The following is a 16,092-nucleotide window of genomic DNA, read 5'->3' on the forward strand; positions in this document are numbered from 1 at the left end:
GGCTGGACGGTACCGGCTGCCCGCGGCTGGACGGTACCGGCTGCCCGCGGCTGGGCGACTTGCCGCACCGGCCCCCGTTGGGACGGGCCCGCAGTCGCCCGCGGCGGGAAGGGACGTGCCGGGGGTGTCCGCCCGCAGCGGTTGGCGCGTCAACCCGGGCACCTTGGCAGAAGACCGATTCCGCGCCGTTCCGAGGACGGACACCCCCCGGCGCGGCCCGACCCACCCACCGGCACCCGGCGCTACGCGCACCCCCACCGAACCCGCACATGCACCGCAGGCACCCCGCACCCCCACCGCCGAAGACACCCGCACAGGCCGCCGCAGGCCCCCCGCCCACCGCCGGAGGCACCCGTCACCCCCCGGTAACCCCCGCCACCAGCTCATCCGCCGCCCGGTAAGGGTCCAGCTCCCCCGCGACGATCCGCTCCGCCAGCGCCCCCAGCCGCCGGTCCCCGTGCAGGTCTCCGATCCGCTCCCGCAGGGCCGTCACCGCGATCGTCTCCACCTCGCGCGCGGCCCGCGCCAGCCGCCGTTCCGCGAGCACCCCCCGTTCCTCCATCCACGCCCGGTGCTTCTCCAGCGCCTCGACGACCTCGTCGACGCCCTCGCCCCGCGCCGCGACCGTCTTGACGATCGGCGGACGCCAGTCCCCGGGCCCGCGCGCCTCCCCCAGCCCCAGCATGTGGTTCAGCTCGCGCGCCGTCGCGTCGGCCCCGTCCCGGTCGGCCTTGTTCACGACGTACACGTCGCCGATCTCCAGGATCCCGGCCTTGGCCGCCTGGATCCCGTCGCCCATCCCCGGCGCGAGCAGCACCACGGACGTGTCGGCCTGCGCGGCGATCTCCACCTCCGACTGCCCGACCCCGACCGTCTCGACGAGGACCACGTCGCACCCGGCCGCGTCCAGCACCCGGATCGCCTGGGGCGCGGCCCAGGCGAGACCGCCCAGGTGCCCGCGCGTCGCCATCGACCGGATGTAGACCCCGGGGTCCGAGGCGTGCTCGGACATCCGCACCCGGTCGCCGAGGAGCGCTCCCCCGGAGAACGGCGACGACGGGTCCACCGCCAGCACCCCGACCCGCTTGCCCTGCTTGCGGTACGCGGTCACGAGCGCCGACGTCGACGTGGACTTCCCCACGCCCGGCGACCCGGTCAGCCCGACCACGTACGCCCCGCCGGTCAGCGGTGCCAGCGCCGCCATGACCTCCCTCAGCTGTGGGGACGCCCCCTCCACCAGTGAGATCAGCCGGGCCACGGCGCGCGGCCGGCCTTCCCTGGCCTGGGCCACCAGCGTGGAGACGTCCTGCATCACAGCTCCGTTCCCGAGAAGGAGAAGGTTGGTCAGCCGGCCCGAAGACGCCGTCAGGCCTTCGGTACCCGCACGATCAGCGCGTCGCCCTGGCCGCCGCCCCCGCACAGCGCCGCCGCGCCGATCCCGCCGCCGCGCCGCTTCAGTTCCAGCGCCAGGTGGAGGACGAGCCGCGCCCCGGACATCCCGATCGGGTGACCCAGGGCAATGGCGCCGCCATTGACATTCACCTTTTCGGAGGAAACCCCAAGATCCTTCATTGACTGCACGGCGACGGCCGCGAACGCCTCGTTGATCTCGATCAGGTCGAGGTCCGAGACCTCCAGCCCTTCCTTCTTCAGGGCGTGCAGGATCGCGTTCGACGGCTGCGACTGCAACGAGTTGTCCGGACCGGCCACGTTCCCGTGGGCGCCGATCTCGGCGATCCAGTCCAGCCCCAGCTCCTGCGCCTTGGCCTTGCTCATCACGACCACGGCCGCGGCCCCGTCGGAGATCTGCGAGGACGACCCGGCGGTGATCGTGCCGTCCTTGGAGAAGGCCGGCCGCAGCCTGCCCAGCGATTCCGCGGTCGTCTCCGGGCGGATGCCCTCGTCCTTGCTGAACAGCACCGGGTCGCCCTTGCGCTGCGGGATCTCCACCGGCGTGATCTCGGCCTCGAAGATGCCGTTCTTCTGGGCGGCGGCGGCCCGCTGGTGGGACAGCGCGGCCACGGCGTCCTGCTCCTCGCGCCCGATGCCCAGCCGCGCGTTGTGCTTCTCGGTGGACTCGCCCATGGCGATGCCCTCGAAGGAGTCGGTGAGCCCGTCGTACGCCATGGCGTCGAGCATCTGGACGGCGCCGTACTTGAAGCCCTCGCGGGACTTGGGCAGCAGGTGCGGGGCGTTGGTCATGGACTCCTGCCCGCCGGCGACGACGACGTCGAATTCGCCGGCGCGAATGAGCTGGTCGGCGAGGGCGATCGCGTCCAGGCCCGACAGGCACACCTTGTTGACGGTGAGCGCGGGGACGTTCATCGGGATGCCGGCCTTGACGGCGGCCTGCCGCGCCGGGATCTGGCCCGCCCCGGCCTGGAGCACCTGCCCCATGATCACGTACTGCACCTGGTCGCCGCCGATCCCCGCACGGTCGAGGGCAGCCTTGATCGCGAAGCCGCCGAGCTCGGCCCCGGAGAAGGACTTCAGCGAGCCGAGCAGCCGCCCCATCGGAGTACGGGCACCGGCGACGATGACCGACGTCGTGCCGTTGGCCCCGGCAGTTCCAGAGGTCCCAGAGGTTCCAGAAGTCATGAGCTGCGATCCCCTTACCGGCTGCACAGCCGAGGAGTGAACGAGGGTTTACCCGAATGTACTGAGCGGTATCCCGCCCGTCACCGGGCTGTCGGTGTGATCGCGCGCACGTTGCGTAACCACCTCCGGAGCGCTGCACTGAATCCATGCTGACGCGAATCGACCACATCGGGATCGCCTGCCACGACCTCGACGCCACCGTCGAGTTCTACCGTGCCACGTACGGCTTCGAGGTGTTCCACACCGAGGTCAACGAGGAGCAGGGCGTGCGCGAGGCCATGCTCAAGATCAACGATACGTCGGACGGCGGCGCCTCGTATCTCCAGCTGCTCGAACCGATCCGCGAGGACTCCACCGTCGCCAAGTGGCTCGCCAAGAACGGCGAGGGCGTCCACCACATCGCCTTCGGCACCGCGGACGTGGACGGCGACGCCGCGGCCGTCCGCGCCAAGGGCGTACGTGTCCTGTACGACGAGCCCCGGCGCGGCTCCATGGGGTCGCGGATCACCTTCCTGCACCCCAAGGACTGCCATGGCGTCCTGACAGAACTGGTCACTTCCGCGCCTGTTGAGGCACCTGAGCACTGACCCCCGCGCAAAGGGGCCGGTAGGGTTGGGTGCGGTCGCCGCTCAATCCAGGGTGACCCGGTCCTGCCACCGCCAGGTGACGGGACCGCCGGGGACCGGGTTTCGGGGGCCGAGTGCCGGGGCGGCAGCCCATGCTCCGCCGTTGATCTGACACCATTCCCCGGGAGCCCCGTCCGGCGGACGGTCGGGGGCTCGTTCGGAGAGTTTTGCGACCAGGGGACGGATGGGACCGCGCAGTGCGGGGCTACGAGAGCCAGGAGCGAGAGCCGGCGGCTGACGTCGACCACCTCTCTCGGTTCGAGGCCGAGATGAAGCGGCTGAGGACCGAGCGGGAAAAGGCGATCCAGCACGCCGAGGACCTCGGCTACCAGGTCGAGGTGCTGCGCGCCAAGCTGCACGAGGCGCGCCGCACCATCATGTCCCGGCCCGCCTACGACAGCGCCGACATCGGCTACCAGGCCGAGCAGTTGTTGCGCAACGCGCAGATGCAGGCCGACCAGATCCGCGCCGACGCCGAGCGCGAGCTGAGCCAGGCCCGGGCGCAGACCCAGCGCATCCTCCAGGAGCACGCCGAGCAGGCGGCCCGCCTCCAGGCGGAGCTGCACCAGGAGGCGGTGACCCGGCGCCAGCAGCTCGACCAGGAGCTGGCCGAGCGCCGGCAGACCGTCGAGTCGCACGTCAACGAGAACGTGGCGTGGGCGGAGCAGCTGCGCGCCCGCACCGAGCAGCAGGCCCGCCGGCTGCTCGACGAGTCCCGCGCGGAGGCCGAGCAGTCCCTGGCCGCCGCCCGCGCGGAGGCCGAGCGGCTGACCGCCGAGGCCCGTCAGCGCCTGCAGAGCGAGGCCGAGGCCGCCCGCGCGGAGGCCGAGCAGCTGCTGCGCCGCGCCCGCGCGGAGGCCGAGCGGCTGCTGAACGCCGCCTCCACCCAGGCCCAGGAGGCCACCGACCACGCCGAGCAGCTGCGCACCGCCACCGCCACCGAGTCCGAGGCCGCCCGCCGCCAGGCCCAGGAGCTGAGCCGGACCGCCGAGCAGCGCATGGCCGAGGCGGACACGGCGCTGCGCGAGGCCCGCGCCGAGGCCGAGAAGCTGGTCGCCGAGGCGAAGGAGGCCGCCGCCAAGGCGCTGGCGAGCGCCGAGTCGGCCAACGAGCAGCGCACGCGCGTGGCCAAGGAGCAGGTGGCCCGGCTGGTCGGCGAGGCGACGAAGGAGGCCGAGTCCACCCGGGCGGAGGCCGAGCAGCTGGTCGCCGACGCCCGCGCCGAGGCCGAGAAGATCGTCGCCGAGGCCGCCGAGAAGGCCCGTACGCTCGCCGCCGAGGAGACGGCGACGCAGCTGTCGAAGGCCGCCAAGACCGCCGAGGACGTCCTCAACAAGGCGTCGGAGGAGGCCAAGAAGACCACCAAGGCCGCCGCCGAGGAGGCCGAGCGGATCCGCAAGGAGGCCGAGGCCGAGGCGGACCGGCTGCGCGCCGAGGCGCACGACATCGCCGAGCAGCTCAAGGGCGCGGCCAAGGACGACACCAAGGAGTACCGCGCCAAGACGGTCGAGCTGCAGGAGGAGGCCCGCCGGCTGCGCGGCGAGGCCGAGCAGCTGCGCGCCGACGCCGTCGACGAGGGCGACCGGATCCGCGCGGAGGCCCGGCGCGAGGCCGTGGCGCAGATCGAGGAGGCGGCGAAGACCGCCGAGGAGCTGCTCGCCAAGGCCAAGGCGGACGCGGACGAGCTGCGGCAGACCGCGACCGCGGACAGCGAGAAGGTCCGCACCGAGGCCATCGAGCGGGCCACGGCGCTGCGCCGGCAGGCCGAGGAGACCCTGGAGCGCACCCGCGCGGAGGCCGAGCGGCACCGTACGGAGATCGTGGAGCAGGCCGAGGCGCTCAAGGAGGACGCCGAGCGGGCCGCGCGCGAGCTGCGCGAGGAGACCGAGCGGGCGATGGCGGCCCGGCAGACGGAGGCCGCCGAGGAGCTGACGCGGCTGAGGGCGGAGGCCGAGGAGCGGCTCGCCGCCGCCGAGCAGGCGCTGACCGAGGCCCGCGAGGAGGCCGCGCGGATCCGCCGGGAGGCCGCCGAGGAGAGCGAGCGGCTGCGCGCGGAGTCCGCCGAGCGGATCCGTACGCTCCAGCAGCAGGCCGAGGCGGAGGCCGAGCGGCTGCGCACCGAGGCCGCCTCGGACGCGTCCGCGTCCCGCGCGGAGGGCGAGGCCGTCGCCGTACGCCTGCGCTCGGAGGCCGCGGCCGAGGCGGAGCGGCTGAAGTCGGAGGCGCAGGAGAGCGCGGACCGGGTGCGGGCGGAGGCGCAGGCCGCCGCCGAGCGGCTGGCCGCGGAGGCGTCGGAGACGCTGGCCGCCGCGCAGGAGGAGGCCGCCCGGCGCCGCCGCGAGGCCGAGGAGCTGCTGGGCGCGGCCCGGCAGGAGGCCGACCAGGAGCGCGAGCGGGCCCGGGAACAGAGCGAGGAACTGCTGGCCTCGGCGCGCAAGCGCGTGGAGGAGGCGCAGGCCGAGGCGACCCGTCTGGTCGAGGAGGCCGACCGCCGCGCCGGCGAGATGGTGTCGGCGGCCGAGCAGCATGCCCAGCAGGTGCGCGACTCGGTGGCCGGGCTGCACGAGCAGGCCCAGGAGGAGATCGCCGGGCTGCGCAGCGCCGCCGAGCACGCGGCGGAGCGTACGCGCCGGGAGGCCGAGGAGGAGGCGGACCGGGTCCGCTCCGACGCCTACGCGGAGCGGGACCGGGCGGGCGAGGACGCCGCCCGGCTGCGGCGCGAGGCGCAGGAGGAGGCCGAGGCCGCCAAGGCGCTCGCCGAGCGCACCATGTCCGAGGCGATGGCCGAGGCGGAGCGGATCCGCACGGATGTCGCCGAGCACGCCCAGCGGGTGCGCACCCAGGCGTCGGACGCGCTCGCCGAGGCCGACCAGGCGGCGGCGCGCACCCGGGCGGACGCCCGCGAGGACGCCAACCGCATCCGGTCGGACGCGGCGGCGCAGGCGGACACGCTCGTCACCGAGGCGCGCAAGGAAGCCGAGCGGCTGACCACGGAGACGGCCGCCGAGACCGAGCGGATCCGCACCGAGACGGCCGAGCAGGCCGAGCGGGTGCGCACCGAGGCGGCGCAGGAGGCCGAGCAGGTCACCACGGCCGCCCGCGAAGAAGCCGAACAGGTCACCACGGCCGCCCGCGAAGAGGCCGAGCGGCTCACGACGACGGCGCGCGAGGAGGCCGGGCAGGTCCGCGCGGAGGCGGCCGCCGAGGCCGAGCGGCTGCGCACCGAGGCGGCCGAGGAGACCGAGCGGCTGCGCACCGAGGCGGCCGAGGAGACCGAGCGGCTGCGTACCGAGACGGCCGAGGAGGCCGAGCGCGTACGGACCGAGGCGGTGGCGAAGGCCGAGAAGCTGGTGGCGGACGCCACCGGGGAGGCGGAGCGGCTGCGGGCCGAGGCCGCCGAGACGGTCGGCTCCGCGCAGCAGCACGCCGAGCGGATCCGCACCGAGGCGGAGCGGGTCAAGGCCGAGGCGGCGGCGGAGGCCGAGCGGGTGACGACGCAGGCGCGCGAGGAGGCCGAGCGCACCCTGGACGAGGCCCGCAAGGACGCCAACAAGCGGCGTTCGGAGGCGGCCGAGCAGGTCGACAAGCTCATCGCCGAGACGACGGCCGAGGCGGACAAGCTGCTCACCGAGGCGCAGCAGCAGGCGCTGAAGACCACGGCGGACGCCGAGTCGCAGGCCGACACGATGGTGGGCGTGGCCCGCAAGGAGGCCGAGCGGATCGTCTCCGAGGCGACGGTCCAGGGCAACACCCTGGTGGAGAAGGCCCGCGCGGACGCGGACGAGCTGCTCGTCGGCGCCCGCCAGGACGCCACCCGGATCAGGGAGCGCGCCGAGGAGCTGCGCGACCGTCTCACCACCGAGATCGAGGAGCTGCACGAGCGGGCCCGCCGTGAGGCCGCCGAGGCGATGAAGTCGGCCGGCGACCGGTGCGACGCCCTGGTCAAGGCCGCCGAGGAGCAGCTCGCCGAGGCGGAGGCGAAGGCCAAGGAGATCGTCTCGGAGGCCAACTCCGAGGCCGGGAAGGTGCGGATCGCCGCCGTCAAGAAGGCCGAGGGGCTGCTGAAGGAGGCCGAGCAGAAGAAGGCCCGGCTCGTCAAGGAGGCCGAGGAGATCAAGGCCGAGGCGGAGCGGGAGGCCCGGCACACGGTCGAGGAGGGCCGGCGCGAGCTGGAGATCCTGGTGCGGCGCCGCGAGGACATCAACGCGGAGATCTCACGGGTCCAGGACGTGCTGGAGGCGCTGGAGTCCTTCGAGGCACCGCCCGCGGGCAAGGACGGCGGGGTCAAGGCGGGCGCGACCGTGGGCGCCCCCCGATCGGGTGGCAAGTCGTCGGACAAGTAGCGAGGAGGTGTGATTCCGGTGTCTGCTAGGGCCTTTGGCTCCACGTTTGGCAAGCCGTTGCCTGGTTAGCCACTCAAAAGGGGTGTCATTCTCCCGACCAATCGGGCCTTCTACTCGATGACACACCGCCCAGACCCCTAGGATTCCCCCTATCACCTCACCGGTCTCTTTCGACAGGAACCCCATGAGCGACACTTCCCCCTACGGCTTCGAGCTTGTGCGGCGTGGGTACGACCGCGCTCAGGTGGACGAACGTATCTCCAAGCTCGTCTCCGACCGTGACAGTGCTCTCGCCCGCATCACCGCTCTGGAAAAGCGCATCGAGGAGCTCCACCTCGAGACCCAGAACGCTCAGGCTCAGATCACCGAGGCCGAGCCGTCGTACGCGGGTCTCGGCGCGCGGGTCGAGAAGATCCTGCGCCTGGCCGAGGAAGAGGCCAAGGAACTGCGTGAGGAGGCCCGGCGCGCGGCCGAGCAGCACCGCGACCTCGCCGAGTCGGCGGCCCAGCAGGTGCGCAACGACGCCGAGGCGTACGCCGCCGAGCGCAAGGCGAAGGCCGAGGACGAGGGCGTACGGATCGTCGAGAAGGCCAAGAGTGACGCCGCCCAGCTGCGGGCCGAGGCGCAGAAGGACGCCCAGTCCAAGCGGGAGGAGGCGGACGCCCTCTTCGAGGAGACCCGGGCCAAGGCCGCGCAGGCCGCCGCCGACTTCGAGACGAACCTCGCCAAGCGCCGCGAGCAGTCCGAGCGGGACCTGGCCGCCCGTCAGCAGAAGGCGGAGAAGCGGCTGGCGGAGATCGAGCACCGGGCCGAGCAGCTGCGCCTGGAGGCGGAGAAGCTGCGCACCGACGCCGAGCGCCGTGCCCGTCAGACCGTCGAGACGGCGCAGCGCCAGGCCGAGGACATCGTGGCCGACGCCAACGCCAAGGCGGACCGCATCCGTTCGGAGTCCGAGCGCGAGCTGGCGGCGCTCACCAACCGCCGCGACTCCATCAACGCGCAGCTGACGAACGTGCGCGAGATGCTGGCGACCCTCACGGGTGCCGCGGTGGCCGCCGCCGGCACGCCGTCCACGGACGACGATTCGGTCTCCCGCGGGGTGCCCGCGCAGCAGTCGCGGTAACGCGTCGGCGTACTTCGGCCGAAAACCTGCGGAGCCCTCTGTCACTGCGGTGGCAGAGGGCTCCGTCCCGTTCTAGCGTGGGCGGCATGATCGAGCTCGAGGGGCTGACGAAGCGGTACGGCGAGAAGGTGGCGGTCAACAACCTCACCTTCACCGTCAGACCCGGCATCATCACCGGCTTCCTCGGCCCCAACGGGGCGGGCAAGTCGACCACGATGCGGATGGTGCTGGGGCTCGACCGGCCCACCGCCGGGGACGTGCGGATCGACGGCAAGCACTACGACGAGCTCAAGGACCCGCTGACGTACATCGGCGCCCTGCTGGACGCCAAGGCCGTGCACGGCGGGCGCAGCGCCTACCACCATCTGCTGTGCCTGGCGCAGGCCAACGGCATCCCGGCCGCCCGGGTGCACGAGGTGCTGGACGTCGTCGGCCTGACGGCCGTGGCGAAGAAGAAGGCCAAGGGCTTCTCGCTCGGCATGGGACAGCGGCTGGGCATCGCCGCGGCGCTGCTGGGCGATCCGCGGATCCTGATGTTCGACGAGCCGGTCAACGGCCTCGACCCCGAGGGCATCCACTGGATCCGCAACCTGATGAAGTCGCTGGCCGCGCAGGGCCGTACGGTCTTCGTCTCCTCCCACCTGATGAGCGAGATGGCGCTGACCGCGGACCACCTGGTCGTCATCGGCCAGGGCCGGCTGCTCGCCGACACCTCGATGGCCGACTTCATCGCGCAGAACTCGCGCAGTTACGTCCGGATCCGCACCCCGCAGCGGGAGCGGCTGCTGGACGTGCTGCACGGGGACGGGATCACGGTCGTCGAGAGCGGTGCCGAGGTGCTGGAGGTGGACGGCGACAAGTCCGAGCGGATCGGCGAGCTGGCCGCGCAGCACCAGATCGTGCTGCACGAGCTGAGCCCTCAGCGGGCCTCGCTGGAGGAGGCGTTCATGCAGCTGACGGCGGAGTCGGTGGAGTACCACGCCCACGGCGGGCAGCCCCCCGGACAGCAGCCGGGACAGCAGTGGGGCGCCGAGTGGAGGAGGGGCTGACCATGGCCACGGCACAGGTCGTCCGGTCCGAGTGGACCAAGATCCGGTCGGTGGCGTCCACGGTGTGGACGCTGTCCCTCGCGGCGGTCGTCACGATCGCCCTCGGCATGCTGATCGCGGCGCTGTCGAAGAACGAGTACGACACCATGGGCCGGCAGGACCGGCTCTCTTTCGACCCGACGTTCATCAGCTTCGCCGGGATGAGCCTGGGGCAGCTCGCGATGATCGTGTTCGGGGTGCTCGTGGTGGCCAACGAGTACAGCTCCGGCATGATCCGCACCTCGCTGGCGGCCGTGCCGCAACGCGGCACCTTCCTGTTCGGCAAGGTGGCGGTGGCCTCCCTGCTGGCGCTGGTGGTCGGGGTGGCCACCAGCTTCGCCGCGTTCTTCCTCGGGCAGGCGATGCTGGGGGACCTGAAGGCGTCGATCGGTGATCCGGGCGTGCTGCGGGCGGTCGTCGGCGGCGGCCTGTACATGACGCTCATCGCGATGTTCTCGATGGGCGTCGCCGCGATGCTGCGCTCCCCGATGCTGTCGCTCGGCATCCTGATGCCGTTCTTCTTCCTGATCTCCAACATCCTCGGCTCGGTCGACGTGACGCAGAAGGTGGGCCGGTTCCTGCCCGACCAGGCCGGCAACAAGATCATGCAGGTGGTCCCGCCGGTCGACGACGACACCCCGTACGGCCCGTGGGGCGGCCTCGGCATCATGGTGCTGTGGGTGGCCGCGGCGCTGGCCGGCGGTTACGTGGTGCTGAAGCGCCGCGACGCCTAGGGGGCTTCTGACGGATCTCCGCGGAAGAAGGAGCGGCGTTCGGTGCGTGCTCTCGGCGTGCGGGGCGGCGGGTCATGTGGCGGAGCCACCTGGCCCTCCGTCCCGTGCGGCGAGAGGGCGTGCCGGGCGTCGCGACGCCGCGGAGATCCGTCAGAAGCCCCCTAGTGACCGCCGGTTTTCACTCGTCCCCGAGGGGAACCGTCAGCGGCTCGATATGCTCCTAACCCTTACGGGGGCGTGTGCCCCGCTGTCCTGAACCTTTCGATGGGTGCGGAGCATGATCGAGGCTGTCGGCCTGACCAAGCGCTACGGCGACAAAACCGCTGTGTACAACCTGTCCTTCCAGGTACGGCCGGGTGCCGTCACCGGCTTCCTCGGGCCCAACGGCTCGGGCAAGTCGACGACGATGCGCATGATCCTCGGCCTGGACAACCCCACGTCGGGGCGCGTCACGATCGGCGGCTACCCGTACCGCAAGCTGCCCAACGCGCCCCGTCAGGTGGGCGCGCTGATCGACGCCAAGGCCGTGCACGGCGGCCGGTCGGCCCGCAGCCACCTGCTGAGCCTCGCCCAGCTCTCCGGCATCCCGGCCCGGCGGGTCGACGAGGTGCTCGGCGTGGTCGGTTTGCAGGACGTGGCGAAGAAGCGGTCCAAGGGCTTCTCCCTCGGCATGGGCCAGCGGCTCGGCATCGCCGCCGCGCTGCTGGGCGACCCCCAGGTGCTGCTCTTCGACGAGCCGGTCAACGGCCTCGACCCCGAGGGCATCCTCTGGGTGCGCAACCTGATGAAGGCGCTCGCCGCGGAGGGCCGTACGGTCTTCGTCTCCTCCCACCTGATGAGCGAGATGGCGCTGACCGCGGACCACCTCATCGTCATCGGGCGCGGGCAGCTGCTCGCCGACATGAGCGTGAGGGACTTCATTTCGGCCAATTCCGCCGACTTCGCCCGGGTCCGGACGCCGGACACCGAGCCGCAGCTGCGCGAGAAGCTGTCCGCCGCGCTCTCCGAGGCGGGCGGGCAGGTCCTGCCGGAGCAGGACGGCGCGCTGCGGGTGACGGGGCTGCCGCTGCCCCGCATCAGCGACATCGCGCACGACGCCGGCGTGCGGCTGTGGGAACTGTCGCCGCACCAGGCGTCGCTGGAAGAGGCGTACATGCGGATGACGCAGGGCGCCGTGGACTACCGCTCCACGATCGACCAGAAGGCCGGTCTCCAGCAGCCCCAGCCGCCCGGCGCGCAGCCGCCGGTGCCGGTGCCCGGCCAGGGCCAGCCCGGCTGGTACGCCCCGCCGGCGCCCCAGCACGCGGCGCCCCCGCAGCCGGTACCCCAGCCCGCGCCGGTCCAGGCGCCCGCGGGCCCGTACGGCGCGCCCGGCGCCGCACCGGGCACGGGGACGGCCAGCCCGTACGCGCAGCCGGCCGCGCCGCAGGCCCCGGCTCCGGCTCCGGCTCCGGCTCCGGCTCCGGCTCCGGCCGCTCCCCCGGCCGCCTCCGCTCCCACGCCCTCCCCCACCCCCGCTCCCGTCACCGACCCGACCAAGTCCGAGGACGCCCGATGAGCACGCCCCAGCCCCCGATGCCGCAGGCCGCGCCCGACTGGCAGGCGGCGCCCGGCCCGTCGTACCCCTCCTACGCCTCGCCGATCCCGGTGGTGCGCACGCACCTCGGGCACGCGATCGCCTCCGAGTGGACGAAGATGAAGTCGGTGCGTTCCACGATGTGGACGCTCGGTGTGTTCGTGCTGCTGGTGGTCGGCATCGGCCTACTGGCCGGCGCGGTGGTGGCGAGTTCCTCGTCCGACCTGTCCGGCGAGAACGCGCTGTCCCTCGGTATGTTCGGCCTGCTGCTCGGCAGCATGTGCATCATCACGCTCGGCGTGCTGACCACGGCCTCGGAGTACGGCACCGGCATGATCCGCACCACCATGACCGCCTGCCCCAGCCGCGGCCGGGTGCTGGCGGCGAAGGCGGTGGTGTTCTTCCTGGTCGCGTTCGTCGTGACGCTGGTGTCGTCCTCGCTCGTGGCATTCCTGCACGTGGCCATGTTGGAGGGCAACGGCGCCGAGGACCCGACGGGCGGCGAGTGGCTGAAGGCCACCGTCGGCATCTCCCTCTACATCGCCCTGCTCGGCCTGCTCTCGCTCGCCGTCGGCTCGATCATCCGCCACTCGGCGGGTGCCGTCACCCTCATGATCGGCGCCGTGCTCGCCCCGCTGGTGATCGCGCTGTTCATGTTCTCGGAGTCGCTGGCGGACGTGCGCCAGGCCCTGCTGGAGTACTCGATCCCGAACCAGCTCAGCGTCTTCTACACCCAGTCCCTCAGCGACTCCGGCCCGTCCGGCTGGGACCCGCTGTGGATCGCGCTCGGTGTGACGGCCGTCGCGTTCGCCGGCGCCTTCGCCCTGCTGGAGAAGCGGGACGTGTGACCCGCTGACGTATCGACGCGCCGTCAGAACCGCGGCGCGTTACGGGACCGCTGCACCCGCGTGGTGCGGCGGTCCTTCGCGTTCCAGCAGGCCCGGTGCCAGTGCCGGCGGTCGTCGACCCCCGCGTACTGCGGCCAGGCCACCACGTGCGGGACGCCGTCGGGGATCAGCTGGTCGCAGCCGGGGCAGCGGTACGCCTTGCCCTGCGCGCTCGCCCCCGCCACATGCCGTACGCTCCACTCCTCGCCCTGCCAGCTCTCGCTGGACTGCCAGCCGCCGTAACGGCCGGAGCGGTCGTCCTCGGCGCTCCGGCCTGAGGAACCAGCTCCCTTGGGTCGGTTGCGACGCGGGGACACAGCACACCTCACGGGGCTATACAGGAAGTACGGACCGCGTCCAGCCTACGCGGCGCGCACCGGGGTACGTGTACGGCGCACACCCCCGGACCTCCCCCGCGAGCCCCGCGGGACGGCACGGAGCCCTCCGCGGCGGCCCATTCTGCAGACAATCCGCAAATCCCCCGTCCTGACCGTGTCCTCGGCACGTGTCAGACGGTTATGCCCGATGGGGGAGCTCCGCGTCGGAGCCAGGAAGCAGGAAAAGCACATGCGTGTGGGAAGTTTCGTGTTGGCGGCCCAGTTCCCGGGCCAGGGCCAGGGGGAGGCGCTGCACCGCGCGGTCCGCTCGGCCGAGGTCGCCGAGGAGGCCGGGCTCGACTCGGTCTGGCTGGCCGAGCACCACTTCGTGCCGTACGGCACGTGCCCGTCGGCCGTCACCCTGGCCGCTTTACTGCTGGGCCGCACCCGGCGGATCCGGGTGGGCACGGCGGTCAGCGTGCTGCCCACCACCCACCCCGTCGCCCTGGGCGAGCAGACCGCGCTGCTGCACCTCACCAGCGGCGGGCGGTTCTCGCTGGGGGTGGGGCGCGGCGGGCCGTGGGTCGACCTGGAGGTGTTCGGCGGTGGACTGGAGGCGTACGAACGGGGTTTCCCCGAGTCGCTCGACCTGCTGATGCGCTGGCTGCGCGAACCGGCGGTGGGCGCGGACGGCGAGCGCTTCCGCTTCCGCGAAGTCCCCGTCGTGCCGCGGCCGGCGGAGGCCCTGACGGACACCCCGGGACCGGAGGTCGTCGTCGCCTGCACCTCGCCGGCGAGCGTGCGCCTGGCGGCCGAGCGCGGGCTGCCGATGCTGCTCGGCATGCACGTCGGTGACGAGGAGAAGGCCGAGATGGTCGCCCAGTGGCAGCGGCACGCGCGGGCCTGCGGGCGGCCGGCGGAGGAGATCCGCGGCGCGCCTCACGTCTCGGCCGGGGTCTGCCAGATCGCGGACCGGCGCGCGGACGCGGCGGAGACCCTGCTGAAGGCGATGCCGGGCTGGCTGCGGCACGGACTCGACGCCCATGTCACGGTGGACGGCCGGGCCCGGCGGATGCGCGACCCGCTGGCGTACACGGAACTGCTGTGCGGACTGCATCCGGTGGGCACGCCCCGGCTGTGCGCCGACCGGCTCGCGGCGACCAGCGAGCGGACCGGCATCACCCGTTTTGCGCTGCTCGTCGAGGGCTCCGGCGATCTCGCGGCGACCGAGGAGAACGTGCGGCGTCTCGGGGCCGAGGTGCTGCCCCGGCTGCGCTGAACCGCCGGGCCCGGCGGGGAGCTTGCCGCTCCGGTGCGTACCGCACCTCCCGCGTACGGAGCGGCAAGCCGACGCCCTTGTGCGTCAGCAGTCGCGGAGCTCCGGCGACTGGTTCAGCAACTGACTGCGCACCGAGGTGAAACGGGCCAGCGTCTCGTCGACGGAGGAGTCCAACGGGAACACCGCCACCCGGTGGCAGTTCTGGAAGGCCAGCCGCACACCGAAGTGCCGCTGCAGCGCGCCGCGTATCGCGTCACTCGCGAGCGCACGCAGCAGCTGACCGCGCGCCTGCTCGTCCGGCGGGGGCGTCTGGTTGTCGGCGAACGCTCCGCCGTCGACCTTCAGCTGTGCCACCAGGGAGCTGATCATCTCCCATGCGTAGGGCAGGGAGGTCCGGACGCAGTCGACGAAGTCGGCTTCGTCGACCTCGCCTCGCTCGGCCTGTTCCAGTAGGGCCGGTGAGACGTCGAGCGACATGGGTTCTCCTCTCGCACCCCCGACCAGCAGGGGTTGCCGGACAGTAAGGGGAGTCGCGAAAACAAACACGCTGCGTACACACTTCGCGACCTCCCGTTCAATACCGTAAGCACCCGGACGGGGCGGCACCAGGAGAATGCCCAGATCAGCACCAACCTGTAGGCACACAATCGGCCAGTGCTCAACAGGGGTCTAATGGGAGAAGTGGGACGTCCCGCCGGTGGTCCGCCGTCGCCCCGCCGGTGGTCCGCCGACGTCCCGCCGGCCCCGGCGGCAGGGGTGCGAATCGCGTCGGGGCGGGCCGGTCGAGTAGCGTTGCCGACCATGCGTCTCGTCATTGCCCGCTGCTCCGTCGACTACGCCGGGCGGCTCACCGCCCATCTCCCCTCGGCGCCCCGCCTGATCCTGGTCAAGGCGGACGGCAGCGTCTCGATCCACGCCGACGACCGGGCCTACAAGCCTCTCAACTGGATGTCGCCGCCCTGCACGCTGAAGGAGGGCAGCGGCGACGACGAGGGGGTGTGGACCGTCGTCAACAAGGCGGGCGAGAAACTCATCATCACGATGGAGGAGATCCTCCACGACTCCACGCACGAACTGGGCGTGGATCCCGGCCTGATCAAGGACGGCGTGGAAGCGCACCTCCAGGAGCTGCTCGCCGACCGCATCGAGACGCTCGGTGAGGGCTACACCCTGATCCGCCGCGAGTACCCGACGGCCATCGGCCCGGTCGACATCCTGTGCCGGGACGCCGACGGGCAGACCGTCGCCGTCGAGATCAAGCGGCGCGGCGAGATCGACGGTGTGGAGCAGCTCACCCGCTATCTGGACCTGCTGAACCGCGACCCCCACCTGGCGCCGGTGCGCGGCATCTTCGCCGCCCAGGAGATCAAGCCGCAGGCCCGCGTCCTGGCCACCGACCGCGGGATCGGCTGCCAGGTGCTGGACTACGACGCCCTGCGGGGCATCGAGGACGACAAGCTGCGGTTGTTCTGACCGCGGTACGACCGCAGGAAGCTGCGGTTGTTCTGACCGCGGTACGAC

General features: G+C 72.5%; 13 protein-coding genes. 9 read left to right on the forward strand and 4 right to left on the reverse strand.

What is annotated here, in order from left to right:
• Nucleotides 1-355: 355 nt before the first annotated feature.
• Both meaB and ABZ340_RS24185 read right to left on the reverse strand, forming a co-directional pair.
• A complete protein-coding gene (gene meaB, locus ABZ340_RS24180) occupies nucleotides 356-1,312 on the reverse strand; it encodes a methylmalonyl Co-A mutase-associated GTPase MeaB (RefSeq protein ID WP_358783898.1) in 957 nt (318 codons plus the stop codon).
• Nucleotides 1,313-1,365: 53 nt separating this feature from the next.
• Entirely contained in the window at nucleotides 1,366-2,598 is a 1,233-nt protein-coding gene (locus tag ABZ340_RS24185; protein ID WP_358783899.1) for an acetyl-CoA C-acetyltransferase, read from the reverse strand.
• Nucleotides 2,599-2,744: 146 nt separating this feature from the next.
• Between ABZ340_RS24185 and mce the strand changes: the two genes are divergently transcribed.
• The 7 genes from mce (at nucleotide 2,745) to ABZ340_RS24220 (ending at nucleotide 12,936) form a co-directional block, all read left to right on the forward strand.
• A complete protein-coding gene (gene mce, locus ABZ340_RS24190) occupies nucleotides 2,745-3,185 on the forward strand; it encodes a methylmalonyl-CoA epimerase (RefSeq protein ID WP_358783900.1) in 441 nt (146 codons plus the stop codon).
• Between the two features lie 236 nt (nucleotides 3,186-3,421).
• Nucleotides 3,422-7,567, forward strand: a complete 4,146-nt coding sequence (gene scy, locus ABZ340_RS24195; protein WP_358783901.1) for a polarized growth protein Scy — start codon at nucleotides 3,422-3,424, stop codon at nucleotides 7,565-7,567.
• A 184-nt stretch (nucleotides 7,568-7,751) separates the two neighbouring features.
• Nucleotides 7,752-8,690, forward strand: a complete 939-nt coding sequence (locus ABZ340_RS24200) for a cellulose-binding protein (protein ID WP_358783902.1) — start codon at nucleotides 7,752-7,754, stop codon at nucleotides 8,688-8,690.
• A gap of 86 nt (nucleotides 8,691-8,776) precedes the next feature.
• Nucleotides 8,777-9,739 carry an ABC transporter ATP-binding protein gene (locus tag ABZ340_RS24205; protein ID WP_358783903.1) on the forward strand — a complete coding sequence of 321 codons (963 nt, stop codon included), beginning with the start codon at nucleotides 8,777-8,779 and terminating at the stop codon, nucleotides 9,737-9,739.
• Between the two features lie 2 nt (nucleotides 9,740-9,741).
• A complete protein-coding gene (locus tag ABZ340_RS24210; RefSeq protein WP_358783904.1) occupies nucleotides 9,742-10,512 on the forward strand; it encodes an ABC transporter permease subunit in 771 nt (256 codons plus the stop codon).
• A gap of 277 nt (nucleotides 10,513-10,789) precedes the next feature.
• Nucleotides 10,790-12,070 (forward strand): ABC transporter ATP-binding protein, encoded by a 1,281-nt coding sequence (locus tag ABZ340_RS24215; protein WP_358783905.1) that lies wholly within the window; start codon nucleotides 10,790-10,792, stop codon nucleotides 12,068-12,070.
• Nucleotides 12,067-12,936 carry an ABC transporter permease gene (locus ABZ340_RS24220; protein WP_358783906.1) on the forward strand — a complete coding sequence of 290 codons (870 nt, stop codon included), beginning with the start codon at nucleotides 12,067-12,069 and terminating at the stop codon, nucleotides 12,934-12,936. The genes ABZ340_RS24215 and ABZ340_RS24220 overlap by 4 nt, the downstream gene beginning before the upstream one ends.
• Before the next feature lie 23 nt (nucleotides 12,937-12,959).
• Here ABZ340_RS24220 and ABZ340_RS24225 read toward each other — a convergent pair whose 3' ends face one another.
• Nucleotides 12,960-13,292 (reverse strand): ATP/GTP-binding protein, encoded by a 333-nt coding sequence (locus ABZ340_RS24225; RefSeq protein ID WP_358783907.1) that lies wholly within the window; start codon nucleotides 13,290-13,292, stop codon nucleotides 12,960-12,962.
• 250 nt (nucleotides 13,293-13,542) lie between these two features.
• Here ABZ340_RS24225 and ABZ340_RS24230 point away from each other — a divergent pair, with 250 nt between their 5' ends.
• Nucleotides 13,543-14,571: an LLM class flavin-dependent oxidoreductase gene (locus tag ABZ340_RS24230; RefSeq protein WP_358783908.1), complete on the forward strand. Its 1,029-nt coding sequence runs from the start codon at nucleotides 13,543-13,545 to the stop codon at nucleotides 14,569-14,571.
• A gap of 84 nt (nucleotides 14,572-14,655) precedes the next feature.
• Here the strand turns inward: ABZ340_RS24230 and ABZ340_RS24235 are convergent, their stop codons facing one another.
• Complete coding sequence (locus ABZ340_RS24235; protein WP_006130174.1) at nucleotides 14,656-15,048, reverse strand: SCO5389 family protein; 393 nt, start codon at nucleotides 15,046-15,048, stop codon at nucleotides 14,656-14,658.
• A gap of 324 nt (nucleotides 15,049-15,372) precedes the next feature.
• On the opposite strand from ABZ340_RS24235, the gene nucS reads away from it, so the two are divergent.
• Nucleotides 15,373-16,044, forward strand: coding sequence for an endonuclease NucS (nucS, locus tag ABZ340_RS24240; protein WP_358783909.1), 672 nt, complete (start codon nucleotides 15,373-15,375; stop codon nucleotides 16,042-16,044).
• Nucleotides 16,045-16,092 lie beyond the last annotated feature (48 nt).

It is taken from the genome of Streptomyces sp. NPDC006134 (assembly GCF_040628835.1).
In the GTDB taxonomy this organism is placed as follows: domain Bacteria; phylum Actinomycetota; class Actinomycetes; order Streptomycetales; family Streptomycetaceae; genus Streptomyces.